This is a genomic window from Lentzea cavernae, assembly GCF_014653695.1.
Lineage (GTDB): Bacteria > Actinomycetota > Actinomycetes > Mycobacteriales > Pseudonocardiaceae > Lentzea > Lentzea cavernae.
The window spans coordinates 199,049-214,388 of sequence record NZ_BNAR01000001.1; the positions used below are offsets into that span (position 1 = coordinate 199,049).

A 15,340-nucleotide genomic window follows, 5' to 3' on the forward strand; every position below is an offset into this window, starting at 1 on the left:
GTCTCGTTCAGGAGAACGGCCGAGCGCAGGTCCATTGGTCCAGAATGGACGTCCACAGTGGAATTACGCCGTTCGGCGGATGCCGTGCCGCAGATGACGCTTCCGCCGGTGTGCCATAGCGCGGACCGGCAGTTTGAAGACGAACACTACCTCAACCGCAGTCGGCTGGTTAACACTCTCGGTGTCGGACATATCGGGAAGGGGGCGAGCAGGTGGCGACCGGAGACGAACCGCCGCACTTCCGGGTCCTGGGCACGTTCGAGGTGACGCGGGGCAACCACCGGTGCACGCCGACAGCTCCGAAACAACGGGCGTTGCTCGCCATGCTCGCCTTGCACGCCAACGAGTTCGTACCGACGAGCCGCATCGTGGACCACCTGTGGTCGCGGAACGCGCCGCGGTCGGCCGTCGCCGCCCTGCACGGCTACGTGACGTCGGTGCGGCGGGTGCTCACCCCCAGCTGGGTGGGGTCGCGCAACTCGCACCCGTTCCTCCGCACGCGTTCGTCCGGCTACGTCCTCGTCCTGGAGCCTCACCAGCTGGACCTGACCAGGTTCCGCGAGCTCGCCAGGCAGGGCCAGGCGGCCATGGCGGACGGCGACTGCGCACGCGCGTGGGAGAAGTTCGCCGTGGCGCTGTGCCTGTGGCGGGGCTCCCCGCTGGCGGACCTGCGCGAGACGGGGACGTTCGACCACGACATCGCGCGGCTGGAGAAGGAGTACCTGGAGCTGCTGCGCAACAGGTTCGACGTCATGCTGTGCAACGGTGACGGGCACGCGGCCGTGTTCGACCTGGAAGAGCTGTGCCAGACCCACCCGCTGTGGGAGAGGTTCCACGAACAGCTGATGCTCGCGCTGTGCCAGGCGGAACGCCGCGCCGACGCGTTGACGGCCTACGCCAGGGCGTACCGGCTGCTGTCGAACCAGGCGGGAATCGAGCCGGGGCCACGACTTCGGGCCATGCACCAGCTCATCCTCAACGGCGAGGACCCGTTCGACCGGGTGCACCGGCACGAACGGGTGCTCACGGACCTAGGCCGCACCGTTTCCCCTTAGGCGCCAGTCGAACAGCCGGCGGTAGAAGACCAGCGGTTCGGCGTCCTCCACCCGCGTGCGGGTGACCTCACCGATCAGGACGGTGTGATCACCGTGGTCGAACACCGCCGTCGCGGTGCAGCGCAGGTAGATCGGCACCGCGCACAGCCGGGGCACGGACCCGTCCCACTCCCAGGCGACGTCGGCGAACTTGTCCGCCCCACGGCTCGCGAACGTCCGCGCGGTGCGTTCCTGCGCGGTGCCGAGCACGTGCACACCGAACTCCGCGCAGTGCGTCAACGGTTCGCAGCAGCGTGAAGCGTGGTCGACGACCACAAGCACGGACGGTGGATCCACGCTGTACGAACAGATCGAGGACACGAGCAGTCCGCACGGCCGGCCGTCCGCCTGCCGCGTGGTGACCACGGCCAGACCGGAGACCAGCCGGCTCATGGCGTCGGTGAACGTGGCCACCGGCAGTCCGGTGGCCACGTCCTCCGTTGCTGTCACGGCGTTTCCTACCTGGCCGACGCCGCGGCGCAGAGTTCCCTGCGCTCCCGGGCGTCCTCGTCGTCGGTCACCGCGAGCACCGCGTCGTAGTCCAGGATCGCGGCGGCCAGCTCGCCGGACTCCTCATAGGCGACCGCACGGTTGTAGCGGGACTCCGGGTTGTCGTCGAGCGTGATGGCCCGGCTCAGGTAGCTGATCGCGTCGGTGAGCTCGCCGGACGCCACCGCGATCGTCCCGCGGATCGCCCACGCCTCGGCCAGCCTCTCGTTGCGCCGCACGGCCTGGGCCAGCGCCTCGGACGCCGCCGTGTACTCGTCCTGCTCGACCAGCAGCTGACCCTTGAGGCACAACAGGTGCGCGTTGTCCGGCGCTACCTCGAGAGCGGCGGAGACGTCGCGCCACGCCCCCTCGACATCGCCCTGGGCGAGCAGGTGTCCTGCGCGGTTGATGCGAGCGTCGACGTGCCGCGGATCCAGTTCGACGACGTAGGCGAAGTCGGCCATCGCGCCCTCGACGTCGCCGAGCGCGAGCCGGGCGTCGCCGATGTTGTAGTACGCCTCGGGGAACGGCGGCGAGAGGCGCAGCGCCTCGCGGTAGGCGTCGACCGCCTCCTCGTCGCGGCCGAGCCTGCGCAGGACGTTGCCGACGTTGAAGTGGTGCTCCGGGAAGTTCGGATCCCGTTCGAGGACGTAGCTGTAGTCGGCCAGCGCGTCCTCCAGGCGGCCCATCGCGCCGTAGACCTGGGCACGGTTGTAGCGCAGCACCAGGCGGTGCAGCACGTGCTCGTCCGGGCCGAGCTCGCGGTCGAGCCTCGCCATGCCGTCGTTGACGAGAGCGAGCGCCACCTCCGGCTTCTGCTCGCGCACCTCGACCAGCGCCAGTCCGTTGCGGGTGAAGACGGACTGGAACGCCTCCTTCTTGGGGTCGGAGAGCTGCGAGGCGATGGCGATGGCGAGGTTCATCCATGCCCTGGCCTGGACGTAGTCGCGTTCCGCCTCCGAGTAGTGCCGCGCGTAGAGCATGGCCATCGCGTACGACAGCTCCAGGTGGATGGCCGGATCGATGGAGGCGGCACGTCCTTCGACGTAGAGCTCCTCGGCCTCCGCGGCGCGGCCGACGGCGGCGAGCACGATGCCGGTCTGGAACGTGAGGTGCCACCACAGGTCGGGGTCGGCCTCCCGGTCCGCGGCCGCGCGCCCGCGCAGGCCGTGGTCCGCCGCGGCCTGGTAGAGCCCGACCTTGTGGCAGTGGTCCAGCGCGACGCGCAACGCCTTCGCGCCCGCTCCGGCGGGGTCGCTGCCGTGCTCCAGGTGGAACGGGATCGCACCGAGGTGCAGCGAGAACTCGTCGGCCCGCACCAGTTCCGCGGCTCGGGCGTCGTGCAGTGCGGCCCGAGCCTCGGCCGGCAGGTCGAGGTAGGCGGCCAGCACGCGCGGGTCGTCCGAAGTGCCGTCACCGTCCACATAGGCCTGAGCCGGGTTCTCCGGCAGTGCCTCCGCCGAGACCGGCTCCGCGTCGACGACCTGGGCGTGGGCGGCGATCGTCCGCGCCAGCGACACGTCGATCTCACCGCTCGGGTCCTCCAGCGGCGCGCTGCTCGTGCCCACGACGACGGTGAGGTCCGGGATGTCGCCCCGGCGCAGCAGGACGGCGATGAACTCCTGGTCGGACGCGTCGGCCTCGTGCGCGTTCTCGATCACGAGCGTGCGCGGCCCGCCACCGAGGGCGGCCAGGTAGTCGCGCAGCAGCTCGGCCAGGCCGTTCGCGATGTTGCGGGTGTGCAGCCGCGAGTAGTAGCGGGTGCGTTCGCTGTCCTGCACCGCCCATTCGAGCGTGTGCCAGGCGTCCGGCACCCGGCCCGCCAGTTCCGGCGTGGTCGTGAGCAGCTCGATGTTGTGCCGCTCCCCCAGTTCCGGGCACCGCTGCAGCAGGTCGCCGGCGATCTGGCGCAGCAACGACCCCGCAGCCGTGTACGGTCCGCGCAGCCGCCGGTGGGCGTCGAGGACCGCCCAGACCGGCGGCAGGTCCAGTGCGGCGAGGGCGTGTGCCCGCTCGCGCCTCCGGTCGGCGCGGATCCAGTAGCGGCTGTCCATGGTGCGTCCCTTCAGTGAATGACGTGGTGCAGACGACGGTCGCGGCGCGTCCGCACGCGCTCCCGGACCATGAGCCAGCCGAGCACCGCGCACTGCGCGAGCGCGACGGCGCCGAAGACGACCGAGTCGAGCAACTGGGCCGTGGGCACCCCGTCGCCCGTGAGCCGCCCGAGGACGCCGGTGACGAACCGGTAGAGCACGGGGGCGCCGGCGAGCACGAACGTCGTGAGGCTCGCGGTGTACCCGACGACGACGAGCCACGAGTACCAGCGCGCCACCCGGCGGTCGACCGGGTGCAGCGCCGACTCGTCCGCCTCGGGTTTCCCGGCCAGGCGCCGGAACCTGTTCTTGACGATCCGCAGCGCGGCCCCGTGCAGGTCGACGCAGCCGAGGACCGTGCTCACGAGCACGTAGATGTCCGTGCGCAAGTACAGGAAGAACTGCCAGATCACCCGGAGCAGCGCGGCGAACGCGACGGCCAGCAGGAACCGCCCGGGACCGGACAACGTGCCGTCCGCGTGCCGCGTCAGGTCGGCGGCGATGGTGCACGCGGCGATGCCGAGGACGTCGGCCAGCAGCCCGGCGACGATCGGCAGGTAACGCTGCCTGCGCGGGACCGCCACCAGTCCGTCGAGAGATGTCTCCAGCACGATGAAGTAGAGCCGCCGGCCTATTCGCAACCGCGATCGCACACCGAGCCGCCGTCCGGCCAGCGCGTGGAACGACTCGTGCAGGAAAAGGAGCGGAATCGCGGCGAGGAAAAGCCCGACCTGGATGACCATGTAGTAGTCGGAGAAGAAGATGTTGTGATAAGTCGGCCGCAGGTCCGCGTTGAACACCATCGCGAACAATCCCCAGGCGGCGAGACCCGCGTAAACGACCCACGCGATCGGTGAGAACAAAGCCGCGCCGAGCCCGCTGAACCGGACGGGCGCCGTCTCGGCGACCACCTCCCCGGTTCCGCGGACGAGACCGAGCTCGTCCAGCCCCGCGAGGACGTCCTCGACGTCCACCTCTTCCCCGTACTCGCGCTCGAACCACGCCGCCGCCTCGCGCGGGGTGTCGCCGTCGACCAGCCTGCGCACGAGTGCGGCGCCCTCACCGGGGAAGATGCCGTACGAGTCGACGTCGGGCCGCCCGATCGTCACCTCGTCACCGTCCTCCAGGAACACCAGCGGGTGCAGCGGCACCGGCCGGTCCGGGTCGAACTCGGTCACGACGTTCCTCCCCCCGTGTGGATCGGGTGCGCCGGACCCCCGTGAGCCCGGCGCACCCGCGTCGAGCCCTAGACCGGCTTGACGTTGTACTGCGAGCAGGCGGCCGCCGTGAGGCGGACCGGGCCCACCTTGCGAATGGTGATTCGCTTCATCTTGGCCTTGGTCTTGTCCATGAGTGCTCCTCCCTCCGATTTCCAACTGACATCGAGGAGTCTGCCCGCGCACTCCAAGAAAGCTCCAAGAGCTCTCCAAAACGCGACTGGGCCGAATGAGCGACGAGAATGCGAATGGGCGGTATTGCCGATCGGACGTCAGGTGGCAGCACGACGAGCGCACGCGGCCGGGCCAGATCTGAGTACGTTCGTTCCCATGCGGATCATCAAACGGCTCGCGCTCGGCGCGGCGGTCGTCGGCCTGTCGGCCCTCACCCCACCGGCCGTCGCGAGCGCGACACCGGGCAGCGGGGTCGGCGCGGTCACGATCTTCGACCACGTGGTGGGCGGCACCCGGTACGTGCTGAAGGAGATCACCATCGCGCCGGGCGGTTCCACGGGCTGGCACTACCACCCAGGACCGGTGAAGGGCGTCGTCACGAAGGGCGAGCTGACCCACCACGAGTCGGACTGCTCGGTCGACGGCGTGTACCGGCCGGGCCAGTTCATCACCGAGAGCAGCGGCACCGGGTACGTCCACATCGGACGGAACCTGGCGACCACGCCGCTGGTGCTGACCGTCCTCTACGAGAACCCGGCCGGCGACCCGCTGGCGGTCAGCACGCCGAACCCCGGCTGCGCCTTCGAATGACCCCTACCGGCGGCGGTTGGCGTTGATCTCGTCGCGGTGCTCCAGCGCCCACTCGGCAAGCGCGATCACCAGCGGCATCAACGTCTTCCCGAGGTCGGTGAGCTCGTACTCGACCCGCGGCGGCACCTCCGCGTAGGCGGTGCGGCTGATCAGGCCGTCCTCGACCAGGTGCTTCAACGTCAGCGTGAGCATGCGCTGGGAGATGCCGGTGATGGTCTTCTCCAGCGCGCCGAAGCGCAGCGGACCCTCGCGCAGCGCGCCGACCACGAGCAGGCTCCACTTGTCGCTGATGCGGTCCAGGACCTCGCGGACCGCCCCGCCGTCGTCCATCGGCGGCGGGCAGCTGTTGGTGCGCGTGAGCCCCGTCACAACCAGCTCTCCCTTCCTGGACACATACACCGGTGTGCCTTTTGTGGCGCCCTCGATGCAGACACATCATGAGGCTACGCACAACAGGTAAGAATTGGAGAGTGCAATGAACATCGCGCTGTGGGTGGTCCAGGGTCTGCTGGCGGCCGTGTACCTGGCCGCCGGTCTGATGAAGCTGGTGCGGCCGCGCGAGCAGATGGTCGCGTCCGGCAGCTTCGACTGGGCCAAGGACATGAGCGACGCCGCGGTGAAGGGCATCGGCGCCGTCGAGGTCCTCGGCGCGCTCGGCCTGGTGCTGCCGTGGCTGACGGGCATCGCCCCGGTCCTGACGCCGATCGCGGCGGTCGGCCTGGTCGTCGTGCAGGTGCTCGCCGCGCGGGTGCACCTCAAGCTCGGCGAGACGAAGTCGTTGCCCGTGAACGTGGTTCTGCTGCTGCTGGCGGCGTTCGTCGCGATCGGCCGTTTCACCGGCTGACCCGATCGGGTCGGAGTCCACGAGGTACCGTGCCGTCGCATGAGTGCTCGGTTCCAGGAACTCGACTACCGCCAGACCCCACTCGGTGAGCTCTCCCTGCGGCGCCGGCTCGAGCCCGGCACCGGCAGGGAGATCCACGAGATCAAGCTCAACGAAGAGTTCCTGATGTCGAGCCTGTTCACCGTCGCCGAGGTCGAACTGGCCCACCTCGCGCTCGCGGAACTCTCCGGTGAGTCCCTGAACGTCGTCGTGGGCGGTCTCGGTCTCGGCTACACGGCGCAGACCGTGCTGGAGCACCCGCGCGTCGGTTCGCTGGCGGTCGTCGACGCCCTCAACGAGGTCATCGAGTGGCACCAGCAGGGCCTCATCCCCGCCGGGAAGGCGCTCGCGGCCGACGAGCGGTGCCGGCTGGTGCACGGCGACTTCTTCGCGCTGGTCCGGTCCGGGCAGGGCTTCGAGCCGGACGGAAAGCCGCTCGACGCGATCATCGTCGACATCGACCACTCCCCGCGGCACCTGTTGCACCCCACCAACGCCGACCTCTACGGGCCCGAGGGCACCCGGCGTCTCGCGGATCTGCTCACGCCCGGCGGGGTCTTCGCGCTGTGGTCCAACGACCCGCCCGAGGACGAGTACGCCGTCACCCTCGCGACGGTGTTCACGGACGTGCGGGCCGAGGTCGTGAGCTTCCCCAACCCGCTGCAGGGCATCGACTCGACCAACACCGTGTACCTCGGCAAGCGCGGCTGACCGACGCGTCCGTTCGCCGCAACTTGACCGGTTGTGGTTTGGACGGCGACGACAGCGGGCAATGGACCCCTCATGATGGCGTCGTACTGGGAGACCGCCCGAACCGGTTTCCTGGCGTTCGTGGGTGTCGGCCTCGTGGTCCTCTTACCCCTGATCCTGTTGCACTACTTCCGTTTCCGGCGGGTCGAGCCGCGCAGGGCGTTCGTGCTGTACGGCCTGCTGGCCTACGGTCTGGTCGCCCTGGCGCTGATCTTCCTGCCCTTCCCGCGCGACGTCGCGAACCTGTGCACGGGCGAGCAGATGCTGTCCACCGTCCCGTTCCAGTGGGTCACCGACATGAGCAACAACATGGCGGCGAACGGTCGTTCCGGCGTCCTGGCGATGGTCAAGTCGCAGGCGTTCCTGCAGCAGCTGTTCAACGTCGCGTTGTTCGTCCCGCTGGGTGTGGTGCTGCGCAAGGCCTACGGCAAGGGGCCGCTCGCCGTCCTCGCCATCAGCCTCGGGCTGTCGCTGGCCATCGAGGTCGTGCAGTACACCGGCAACTTCGGCTTCTACCCGTGCCCGTACCGGATCTCCGACGTCGACGACCTGATCTCGAACACCTTCGGCGGCCTGCTGGGGTGGATGATGGCACCGGCCGCGTTCGTCGTGCCCAGAGTGCCCTCGTCCGACGAGGCGACCGCGCCGCCGAGCACCGTGACCCTGCCGCGCCGGCTGATCGGCCTGGTCGCCGAGCTCGTGCTGGTGGTCGTGATCACGAAGCTGGTGCTGAACTCGGACCCGCGCTGGGCGGTCTGCGTGCTCGTGGCACTCCGCGTCGTGCTCCCGGCCGCGGCGAACGGGATGACCGTCGGCGGGATCCTGCTGCACTACCGGATCCGCTCCGAGGACGGCTCCCGCGCCAACCCGCTGCAGCTCGCCCTGCGCGAGCTGCTCGGCCTCACCGGCTTCATGGCCTACGCGACCGTCGTGTCCCCGCTCATCAACATCGGCTGGTGGGACCTCGTGGTCGTGGCGCTGTACGTCGGAGGGGCGTTCGTCGTCCCCGTGTTCCGGCGTGACCAGCGCGGATGGCACGAACAGGTGGCTCGCACGCGGGACGTGTTCGCGCTGCGGGAGACCGGGTACCCCGAGCGCCATGACGACGTACACGCACACAGCTGAGGCGGACATCCCGGCCGACACCCTGTTCGGGTTCATCGCCGAGCCCCGCAACCTGCCCCGGTACTTCCCGCAGATGACCGCCGCCGAGCCGGAGGGCGGCGAGCAGGTGCACGTCGAGGCCGAGGTGCACGGACACCACGTCGAGGGCGAGGCGTGGGTCCGGCCGGACGCGGAGCGCAGGACGCTCGAATGGGGTGCCGAGGGCCCGGACGACTACCACGGCGAGCTCCAGGTCGAGGAGGTCGCGCCGGGCCGTTCACGCCTCACGATCAGCCTGCACAGCGTCCGGGAGGCGAAGGGCGACGAGGTGCAGCGCGGACTCGAGGAGACGGTCGCCGTGCTCACCCAGACCGCCGCGGCCGACGACCGCGCGAACGACTGACGGTCAGAGCAGCTCGGCGAGCAGGGCGGCGGCGCGGGACGCCCCGTCGCTCTCCACCTCCCGGTACTCGACCTCCCGCCCGATCTCCCCGGCGATCGCGGCGGCCAGCACCTCGCGGTCGGCTACCTCCTCGTAGGTCATGCACCGGCCCGCTCCGTAGCGTTCGAGCCGGTGCCGGACGTGGAAGTTCTGCTCGAAGTGGTGCCGCAGCGGCACGTAGATGAACGGGCGCCGGGCGGCCGTGAGTTCCATGCACGTGGTCAGGCCGCCCTGCACCACCGCCAGGTCGCACGCGGCGAGGTGCCGCGGCAGGTCCGGCAGGTAGCCGTGGATCTCGACGCCCTCCTGCGGCCCGAACGCGGCCGGGTCGATGCGGGGTCCGGTGACGACGAGGAACCTCAGTCCCGGCACCTTGCGCCGTGCGGCGGGCACGGCGTCCAGCACCCGCCGCAGCAGCGAGTCGCCCACTCCGGAGCCGCCGACCGTGACCACGCACAGCTTCTCGCCGGCCTCCCGCGGCGCCGCCCGGCCGTCCGGCGGGTCGGACCCGATGATGTAACCCGAGAAGTCGAAGTTCTGCTCCGTCCACTCGCGAATCGCGGGCAGCCCCTCTCCGAAGTGCAGCGGAACCACGTCCTCCGGGTTGCCGACGAACACCGACCGGTCCCGCACGCGGTGGTACCGGGCCCGCTGCTCGATCATGTCGAGGTTGTAGTCGGTGGCGAGGCGTTGTTCGCGGGCTCCCCCGTCCGGCATCGGGAGCCAGCCGACGAAGTCCGTCAGCCAGGCGAACGAGAACCGCTTGAGGCCTGGGTTCTCGTGCAGGAAGTGGTCGACCTCCCAGGCCTCGTCACCGATCACCAGGTCGTACCGCTCGGCCTCCAGCAGGTCGTGGAACACCATGAAGTTGCTGACCAGCACGGCGTCCAGGCGGCGGAACGCCTCGAACACGTGCAGGTCGTGCTCGCCCGCGTCGTCCTCCACGTGGGACGACTCGTTCGCGAGCCACGCGGACGCCGGGTGGACCCGCTCGCCCGCCGGCGCGAGCACCTCGGTGACCGGGTGCTGCGCGAGCCAGTCGAGTTCCAGCCGAGGGTGGAGCTTGCGCAGCTCGGTGGCGATGGCGAGGTCGCGGCGGGCGTGGCCGAGGCCGATCGGGGAACTGAGGTACAACGCCCGCGGCGGCCCGCCCCGCGACACGCGCGTGCGTCGCACGACGGGGTGCACCCGGTCCACGAAGTCCTTGATCAGCAGGTTGATCCGCACCGGGTCGCGGGCGTGCACCCCGTGCCCGGCACCGTCGAGCAGCACGAGCGAGCCGCCGGTGAGCTCGGCGAGGCGTTCGCCGATGGCGTGCGGGCGGACGCGGTCGTCGGTTCCGTGGACCACCAGCACCGGGCAGCGCACCGCACGGCAGGCGTCCTCCATCGAACCGGAGGCGAGCCGTCCGGCCGTGGTGTCCACCAACGTCACGGGGTCGATCTCGTGCGCCCACCGCACGGCGTCCTCGATCTGCTTGGTGGAGTGCGGTTCGGCGAACATCCTCACGAAGAACCAGTCGACGAAGTCGTCGTAGCCGCCGTCCAGCCAGTAGCGCCGGTTGTACTTGCCCTCGGCCGACTCCCAGGCCTCCTTCTCCTGCTCCTGAACGCCGATGAGCGAACCGCTGGCCGGGCCGATCGCGACGATGCCGGTGACGCGATCGGGGTGGTGCGCGGCCGCGAGCACCGACCAGGCGTCTCCGCGGGACAACGCGACCAGCACCGCCCGTTCGGTGCCGGTCGCGTCCATGACCGCGATGGCGTCCGCCGCGCACTCGTCGTCCACATAGGACTTCGCGCCGGCCGGCCGGTCCGACTCGCCGGACCCGCGGCCGTCGAAGGTGACGACCCGGAAGTGCCGGGCGAGGAAGGGGACCTGGGCCTTCCAGAACCTCGACGGCACGATCGACCACGTCGGCATGAGCAGCACCGTCGGCCTGCCCGGGTTGTCGTAGACGCGGTACGCGAGCCGCACCCCGGCGCGCTCGGCGAACCCCGTCCGGTCGGCCTCGCGCACCGGGCGCGGCTCGGTGTTCACGGGCGGACTTCGAGGACCTGGTTGAACGGGGTCTGCGCCACTGCGGCGAACCGGGTGAACCCGCCCGCCACCGCCACGTCGCGGATCCGCGCGGGCCCGGCCTGCGTGCCGAGCGCGAGGCCGACGTCCTGCGACAGCGATGCCGGCGTGCACAGCAACGTGGAGAAGCCGTAGTAGGTGCGGCCGACGGGGTTGAGGTTGTCCTCGACGTGGTCACCCGCCATCGGTTCGACGATCATCCACGTGCCGTCGGACGCGATCGCGCTCTTCACGTGCCGTGCGGCGCCGACCGGGTCGCCCATGTCGTGCAGGCAGTCGAACATGGTCACGAGGTCGTGGTCCGTACCGCTGAAGTCCTGCGCGGACGCCACTTCGAACGTCACGCGGTCGCCGACCCCGGCGGCCTCCGCGCGTTCGCGGGCGATCCGGACCGACTCGGGGTGGTAGTCCGAGCCGGTGAACGTGGAGTTCGGGAAGGCCCGTGCCATCAGGATCGTTGATGCGCCGTGGCCACAGCCGACGTCGGCCACCCTGGCGCCCTTGTGCAGTTTCGCGGTCACGCCGTCGAGCGCGGGCAGCCAGCCCTCGATCAGGTTCGCCTCGTAGTTCGGCCGGAAGAACCGCTCGCAGCCGAGGTGCACGTCGGTGTTGTGCTCGTGCCAACCCACCCCGGACCCGCTGCGGGCCGCGTCGAGCACGCGCCCGGCGTCGCGCACGGTGCCCAGCGCGATCTGGAACATGCCGGGCAGGAACGCGGGGCTGTCCTCGACCGTGAGCGCGACCGCGTGCTCGATCGGCAGTGCGTACCGGCCGGTCGAGGGGTCGTAGGTGACGTACCCGCCGGCGGCCTGGGCGTTGAGCCACTCCCGCACGTACGGCTCGGCCGTGGCGCTGCGGTCGGCGAGTTCGGCGGGGCTGATGGGCTCGCCGGAAGCCATGGCGCGGTAGTAGCCGAGCTCGTCCCCCATGACGACGAGGGCGGCGTTGAGCGTGGCGCCGACCTCGTCGACGGCACGGAACACGAACTGCATGAGCTTGTCGGTGTCGACCTCGGGTCTTGTCGTGGTCATCTGCTCTTCCCTCCATCTGAGGGCCGGAACCTATGAGCGCCAACGGGACGGCCGCATCAGGTGCCCCACCTAGGGTTCGCGGACCTACACTCCCCCGTGTGCTGATGGGGCGCGACTCGGAGCGGCAGCGGATCGAGCGACTCGTCGCGGGCGCTCGGATCGGGCACGGCGGTGCCCTGGCGCTGACGGGCGAGCCGGGTGTCGGCAAGACCGCGTTGCTGCGGTTCGCGGCCGAGTGCGCGTTCGGCATGAACGTCCTGCGGGCGGCCGGGAGCGTGCCGGAGCAGGAGATCCCGTTCGGTGCCCTGCACCAGGTGCTGCGGCCCGCGCTGGACCGGCTGGGCGAGATCCCCGGGCCCCAGGCGCGGGCGTTGTCCGTCGCGCTCGCCCTGGGTCCGGGCGAGGTCGTCGACCGCTTCGCGGTCGGCGCCGCGACGCTCAGCCTGCTGTGCCGGTTCGCCGAGGAACGCCCTGTGGCCGTGCTGCTCGACGACCTGCACCTGGTCGACCGCGCCTCCGCGGAAGCGCTCGCGTTCGCGGCCCGCAGACTCGCCGCCGACCCGATCGTGCTGCTGGCCACCACCCGCTCACCCGACCCGCCGCTGCCCGCGCTGCCGTTGTCCGGCATCGACCTGGCCTCCGCCGGCGCCCTGGTGGCGAGCCGTTCGGACGTGCCGGTGTCGCCCGAGCTCATCGCCCGGCTGCACCGCGCGACGGCCGGCAACCCGCTCGCGTTGATCGAACTGGCCCCCGAGGCGCATCGGCACGTCTCGCCCGAGGCACCGCTGCCGGTGTCCGCCGCGCTGGCCCACGAGTTCGCCGCGCAGGCGGGCTCCCTCGGTGAGGCGGGTCAGGCGGCGCTGGCGGTCGCCGCGGTGGCGGGCACCGACCTGCGCGTGGTCGCCGCCGCGTGCCGGGTGCTGGACGTGCCCGTCGACTCGCTGACCGAGGCCGAGAGCGCCGGTCTCATCCGCATCGCCGACGGTCACGTCGAGTTCCGGCACCCGTTGATCCGGGCGGCCGTCCACGGCGCCGCACCCCACCGCCGGTCGATCCACCGCGCGGTCGCCGAGGCACTGGGACCCCACGACGCAGACAGGCACGCCTGGCACCTCGCCGAGGCCGCCGTCGGACCGGACGCCCACGTCGCGGACCTGCTGGTCGGCGCGGCGCTGCGGGCGCACGAACGCAGTGCGCACGACGTCGCCTCCGCCGCCTACGAACGAGCCGCGCGGCTGAGTCCGGATGCCGGGCGCCACGCCGCGCTGTGCGTCTCCGCGGCGGAGTCGGCGTGGCTGGCGGGCGAGACGGCGCGATCCGTCTCGTTGCTCGACGAGGCGGGCGGGCTGACCGACCCCGGCGTCCGGCTGCGGGCCGTCGAACTGCGGGCGGCGATCGCGGCCCGCACCGGTTCCCTCACCGAGGCCCGCGACCTCTGCCGCGTCGCCGCCGGGGAGACCGGCAGCCCCGACGCGGGCGTGGTGCTGCTCGCCGACGCGGTGCACGCGTGCTTCTACCTCGGCGACACCGTGACCGGGGTCGAACTGGCGCACGAGATCGAGGCGGTGCTGGAGCGCGTGACGACGCCGCGGGCGCGGGGGCTCGGGCAGATGGCGGCGGGGGTCGCGCGGATCCTCGCCAACCGCGGCGGCGCCGGCCAGATCCGGGCCGCCGTCGACCTGCTCGCCTCCTCCGGGCGGCTGCGCGACGACCGGCGCAGGCTGTCGTGGCTGATGATCGGACCGTTGTTCCTTCGCGACTCGGACTCCGGCGAGGAGTTGAGGCGCATCGTCGCGGACGCCCGTGCGGAGACCGCCGTCGGCACGTTGCCCGCACTGCTGTTCCACGTCGCGCGGGACGAGGCCACGACGAACCAGTGGAGCCGTGCCGAGGCGACCTACGACGAGGCGACCCGGCTGGCGCGGGAGACCGGGCAGGAGACCGAGCTCGCGATGTGCCTGGCCGGTCTCGCCTGGCTGCGGGCCCGGCTGGGTGACGAGGAACGGTGCCGCGACCTCGTCGCGGAGGCGTTGCCGATCTGCCGCGCCCGGGACATCCACATCGGCCGGGTGTGGTCGCTGTTCGCGCTGGGAGAGCTCGAACTGGGCCTCGGTGACCCGCAGAAGGCGTTGGCACACCTGGAGGAGCTCGCCGCCCTGCTCGACGAGCTCCTGCTGACCGACCCGGACCTGTCGCCCGCGCCGGAGCTCGCCGACGCGATGGTGCGGCTGGGCCGGCGCGAGGAAGCCCTGCGGGTCGCGCGGCGTTTCGGGGCCGAGGCCGCGGCGAAGGGGCAGCCGTGGGCGTTGGGCCGCGCGGAGCGAACGCTGGGCGTGCTCAGCGACGACTTCGACACCCACTTCGAGGCGGCTTTGTCCTTCCACCACAGGACTTTGGACGACTTCGAGACCGCGCGCACCCGGCTCGCCTACGGTGCCCGCCTGCGACGTGCCCGGCGGAGGGTGGACGCCCGGCCGCACCTGCACGCGGCGCTGGAGACGTTCGAGAACCTGCGCGCGGCCCGGTGGGCGGACGTCGCCGCGGTCGAACTGGGCGCCACCGGTGAGACGATCGAACGCAGGCCGAGGAGCGAAACCCTGACACCACAGGAGTTGCAGGTCTCGCTCCTGCTCGCCGAGGGCAAGACCACCCGCGAGGTCGCGGCCGCGCTGTTCCTGAGCCCCAAGACCATCGAGTACCACCTGCGCAAGGTCTACACGAAGCTCGGCATCCGCTCACGCGCCGAGCTGGCCGACCGGCTGCCCTGACGCCCACGCGAACCCGTCGGGGTCGGTGAACCGCCCGGCGCCGTGCATCTCGATCCGGTGCGAGCCGGAGCCTTCCGGGGCCACCCCGGCGTCCTTGGCGAGGGCGCGCCGCCGGTAGAGCCCGAGCTTCACGGCACCCGCCGCGGCGAACTGGACGTACGTGCGGCCGAAGCTCTTCTCCACGGCGAAGCCCTGCTCGACGTAGCACCGCCTGCTCGCCGCCACGTCCGTCGCACCGAGCAGCAGCACGACGTCGTTGATCTCACCGGTGGCGGGGCCGGTGTTCTTCTTCGCCGACGTCGCCACCTTCCAGATGGTGCCGTCCGGCGCCCGCACCACGCCGCCGTAGCCCCACAGCGACTTCGCGGCGGGCTTGAGCACCGTCGCGCCGGCGTCGACAGCGCCGCCGGCCAGGAGGTCGACGTCCGCGGGCTGCGACACCGTGAGCGACAGGGTGAAGCCGCGGAAGCCGGTGGCCGGCTCCTGCGAGGCCCGCAGGCGCAGGCGGGAGCCGAGTCCGAAGGCGTTGGCGTTGGCGTTGGCGTTGGCGTTGGCGTAGAAGCGTTCGGCGGCCGCGAGGTCGGCCACCTCGAGGGTGATCGCGTCGAGTGAGGTCATGCCGGGA

At 71.2% G+C, this 15,340-nt stretch carries 14 protein-coding genes; 7 read left to right on the forward strand and 7 right to left on the reverse strand.

Features of this window, described 5'->3' with window-relative positions; all coding sequences use genetic code 11:
* The first annotated feature begins 212 nt into the window (after nt 1–212).
* Entirely contained in the window at nt 213–1,055 is an 843-nt protein-coding gene (locus IE307_RS00980) for an AfsR/SARP family transcriptional regulator (protein ID WP_191295523.1), read from the forward strand.
* Here IE307_RS00980 and IE307_RS00985 read toward each other — a convergent pair.
* The 3 genes from IE307_RS00985 to IE307_RS00995 are packed head-to-tail and all read right to left on the reverse strand — an operon-like array spanning nt 1,032 to nt 4,854.
* Complete coding sequence (locus IE307_RS00985) at nt 1,032–1,544, reverse strand: flavin reductase family protein (protein WP_191295524.1); 513 nt, start codon at nt 1,542–1,544, stop codon at nt 1,032–1,034. The two genes, IE307_RS00980 and IE307_RS00985, sit on opposite strands and share 24 nt — an antisense overlap.
* An 8-nt stretch (nt 1,545–1,552) precedes the next feature.
* Nucleotides 1,553–3,637 carry a tetratricopeptide repeat protein gene (locus IE307_RS00990; RefSeq protein WP_191295525.1) on the reverse strand — a complete coding sequence of 695 codons (2,085 nt, stop codon included), beginning with the start codon at nt 3,635–3,637 and terminating at the stop codon, nt 1,553–1,555.
* A gap of 11 nt (nt 3,638–3,648) precedes the next feature.
* Nucleotides 3,649–4,854, reverse strand: coding sequence for a hypothetical protein (locus IE307_RS00995; RefSeq protein WP_191295526.1), 1,206 nt, complete (start codon nt 4,852–4,854; stop codon nt 3,649–3,651).
* Between the two features lie 369 nt (nt 4,855–5,223).
* Here IE307_RS00995 and IE307_RS01000 point away from each other — a divergent pair, with 369 nt between their 5' ends.
* Complete coding sequence (locus IE307_RS01000) at nt 5,224–5,658, forward strand: cupin domain-containing protein (protein WP_191295527.1); 435 nt, start codon at nt 5,224–5,226, stop codon at nt 5,656–5,658.
* A gap of 3 nt (nt 5,659–5,661) precedes the next feature.
* Here IE307_RS01000 and IE307_RS01005 read toward each other — a convergent pair whose 3' ends face one another.
* Nucleotides 5,662–6,027 (reverse strand): winged helix-turn-helix transcriptional regulator, encoded by a 366-nt coding sequence (locus IE307_RS01005; RefSeq protein ID WP_229904261.1) that lies wholly within the window; start codon nt 6,025–6,027, stop codon nt 5,662–5,664.
* A 106-nt stretch (nt 6,028–6,133) separates the two neighbouring features.
* On the opposite strand from IE307_RS01005, the gene IE307_RS01010 reads away from it, so the two are divergent.
* The 4 genes from IE307_RS01010 (at nt 6,134) to IE307_RS01025 (ending at nt 8,798) form a co-directional block, all read left to right on the forward strand.
* The gene (locus IE307_RS01010) at nt 6,134–6,502 is read left to right on the forward strand and encodes a DoxX family protein (protein ID WP_191295528.1); all 369 of its coding nucleotides are present in this window, start codon (nt 6,134–6,136) and stop codon (nt 6,500–6,502) included.
* A 39-nt stretch (nt 6,503–6,541) separates the two neighbouring features.
* Entirely contained in the window at nt 6,542–7,252 is a 711-nt protein-coding gene (locus tag IE307_RS01015) for a spermine/spermidine synthase domain-containing protein (RefSeq protein WP_191295529.1), read from the forward strand.
* A gap of 72 nt (nt 7,253–7,324) precedes the next feature.
* Nucleotides 7,325–8,416 (forward strand): VanZ family protein, encoded by a 1,092-nt coding sequence (locus IE307_RS01020; RefSeq protein WP_191295530.1) that lies wholly within the window; start codon nt 7,325–7,327, stop codon nt 8,414–8,416.
* The gene (locus tag IE307_RS01025; protein WP_191295531.1) at nt 8,391–8,798 is read left to right on the forward strand and encodes an SRPBCC family protein; all 408 of its coding nucleotides are present in this window, start codon (nt 8,391–8,393) and stop codon (nt 8,796–8,798) included. Before IE307_RS01020 ends, IE307_RS01025 begins: the two co-directional genes overlap by 26 nt.
* 3 nt (nt 8,799–8,801) lie before the next feature.
* Here the strand turns inward: IE307_RS01025 and IE307_RS01030 are convergent, their stop codons facing one another.
* Together IE307_RS01030 and IE307_RS01035 are read right to left on the reverse strand one after the other, a co-directional pair.
* Nucleotides 8,802–10,877: an alpha/beta hydrolase gene (locus IE307_RS01030; RefSeq protein WP_229904262.1), complete on the reverse strand. Its 2,076-nt coding sequence runs from the start codon at nt 10,875–10,877 to the stop codon at nt 8,802–8,804.
* Nucleotides 10,874–11,947: a class I SAM-dependent methyltransferase gene (locus IE307_RS01035; RefSeq protein ID WP_191295532.1), complete on the reverse strand. Its 1,074-nt coding sequence runs from the start codon at nt 11,945–11,947 to the stop codon at nt 10,874–10,876. The genes IE307_RS01030 and IE307_RS01035 overlap by 4 nt, the downstream gene beginning before the upstream one ends.
* A gap of 104 nt (nt 11,948–12,051) precedes the next feature.
* Here IE307_RS01035 and IE307_RS01040 point away from each other — a divergent pair, with 104 nt between their 5' ends.
* A complete protein-coding gene (locus IE307_RS01040) occupies nt 12,052–14,715 on the forward strand; it encodes a LuxR C-terminal-related transcriptional regulator (protein WP_229904430.1) in 2,664 nt (887 codons plus the stop codon).
* Here the strand turns inward: IE307_RS01040 and IE307_RS01045 are convergent.
* The gene (locus IE307_RS01045; RefSeq protein WP_191295534.1) at nt 14,683–15,333 is read right to left on the reverse strand and encodes a VOC family protein; all 651 of its coding nucleotides are present in this window, start codon (nt 15,331–15,333) and stop codon (nt 14,683–14,685) included. The two genes, IE307_RS01040 and IE307_RS01045, sit on opposite strands and share 33 nt — an antisense overlap.
* Nucleotides 15,334–15,340 lie beyond the last annotated feature (7 nt).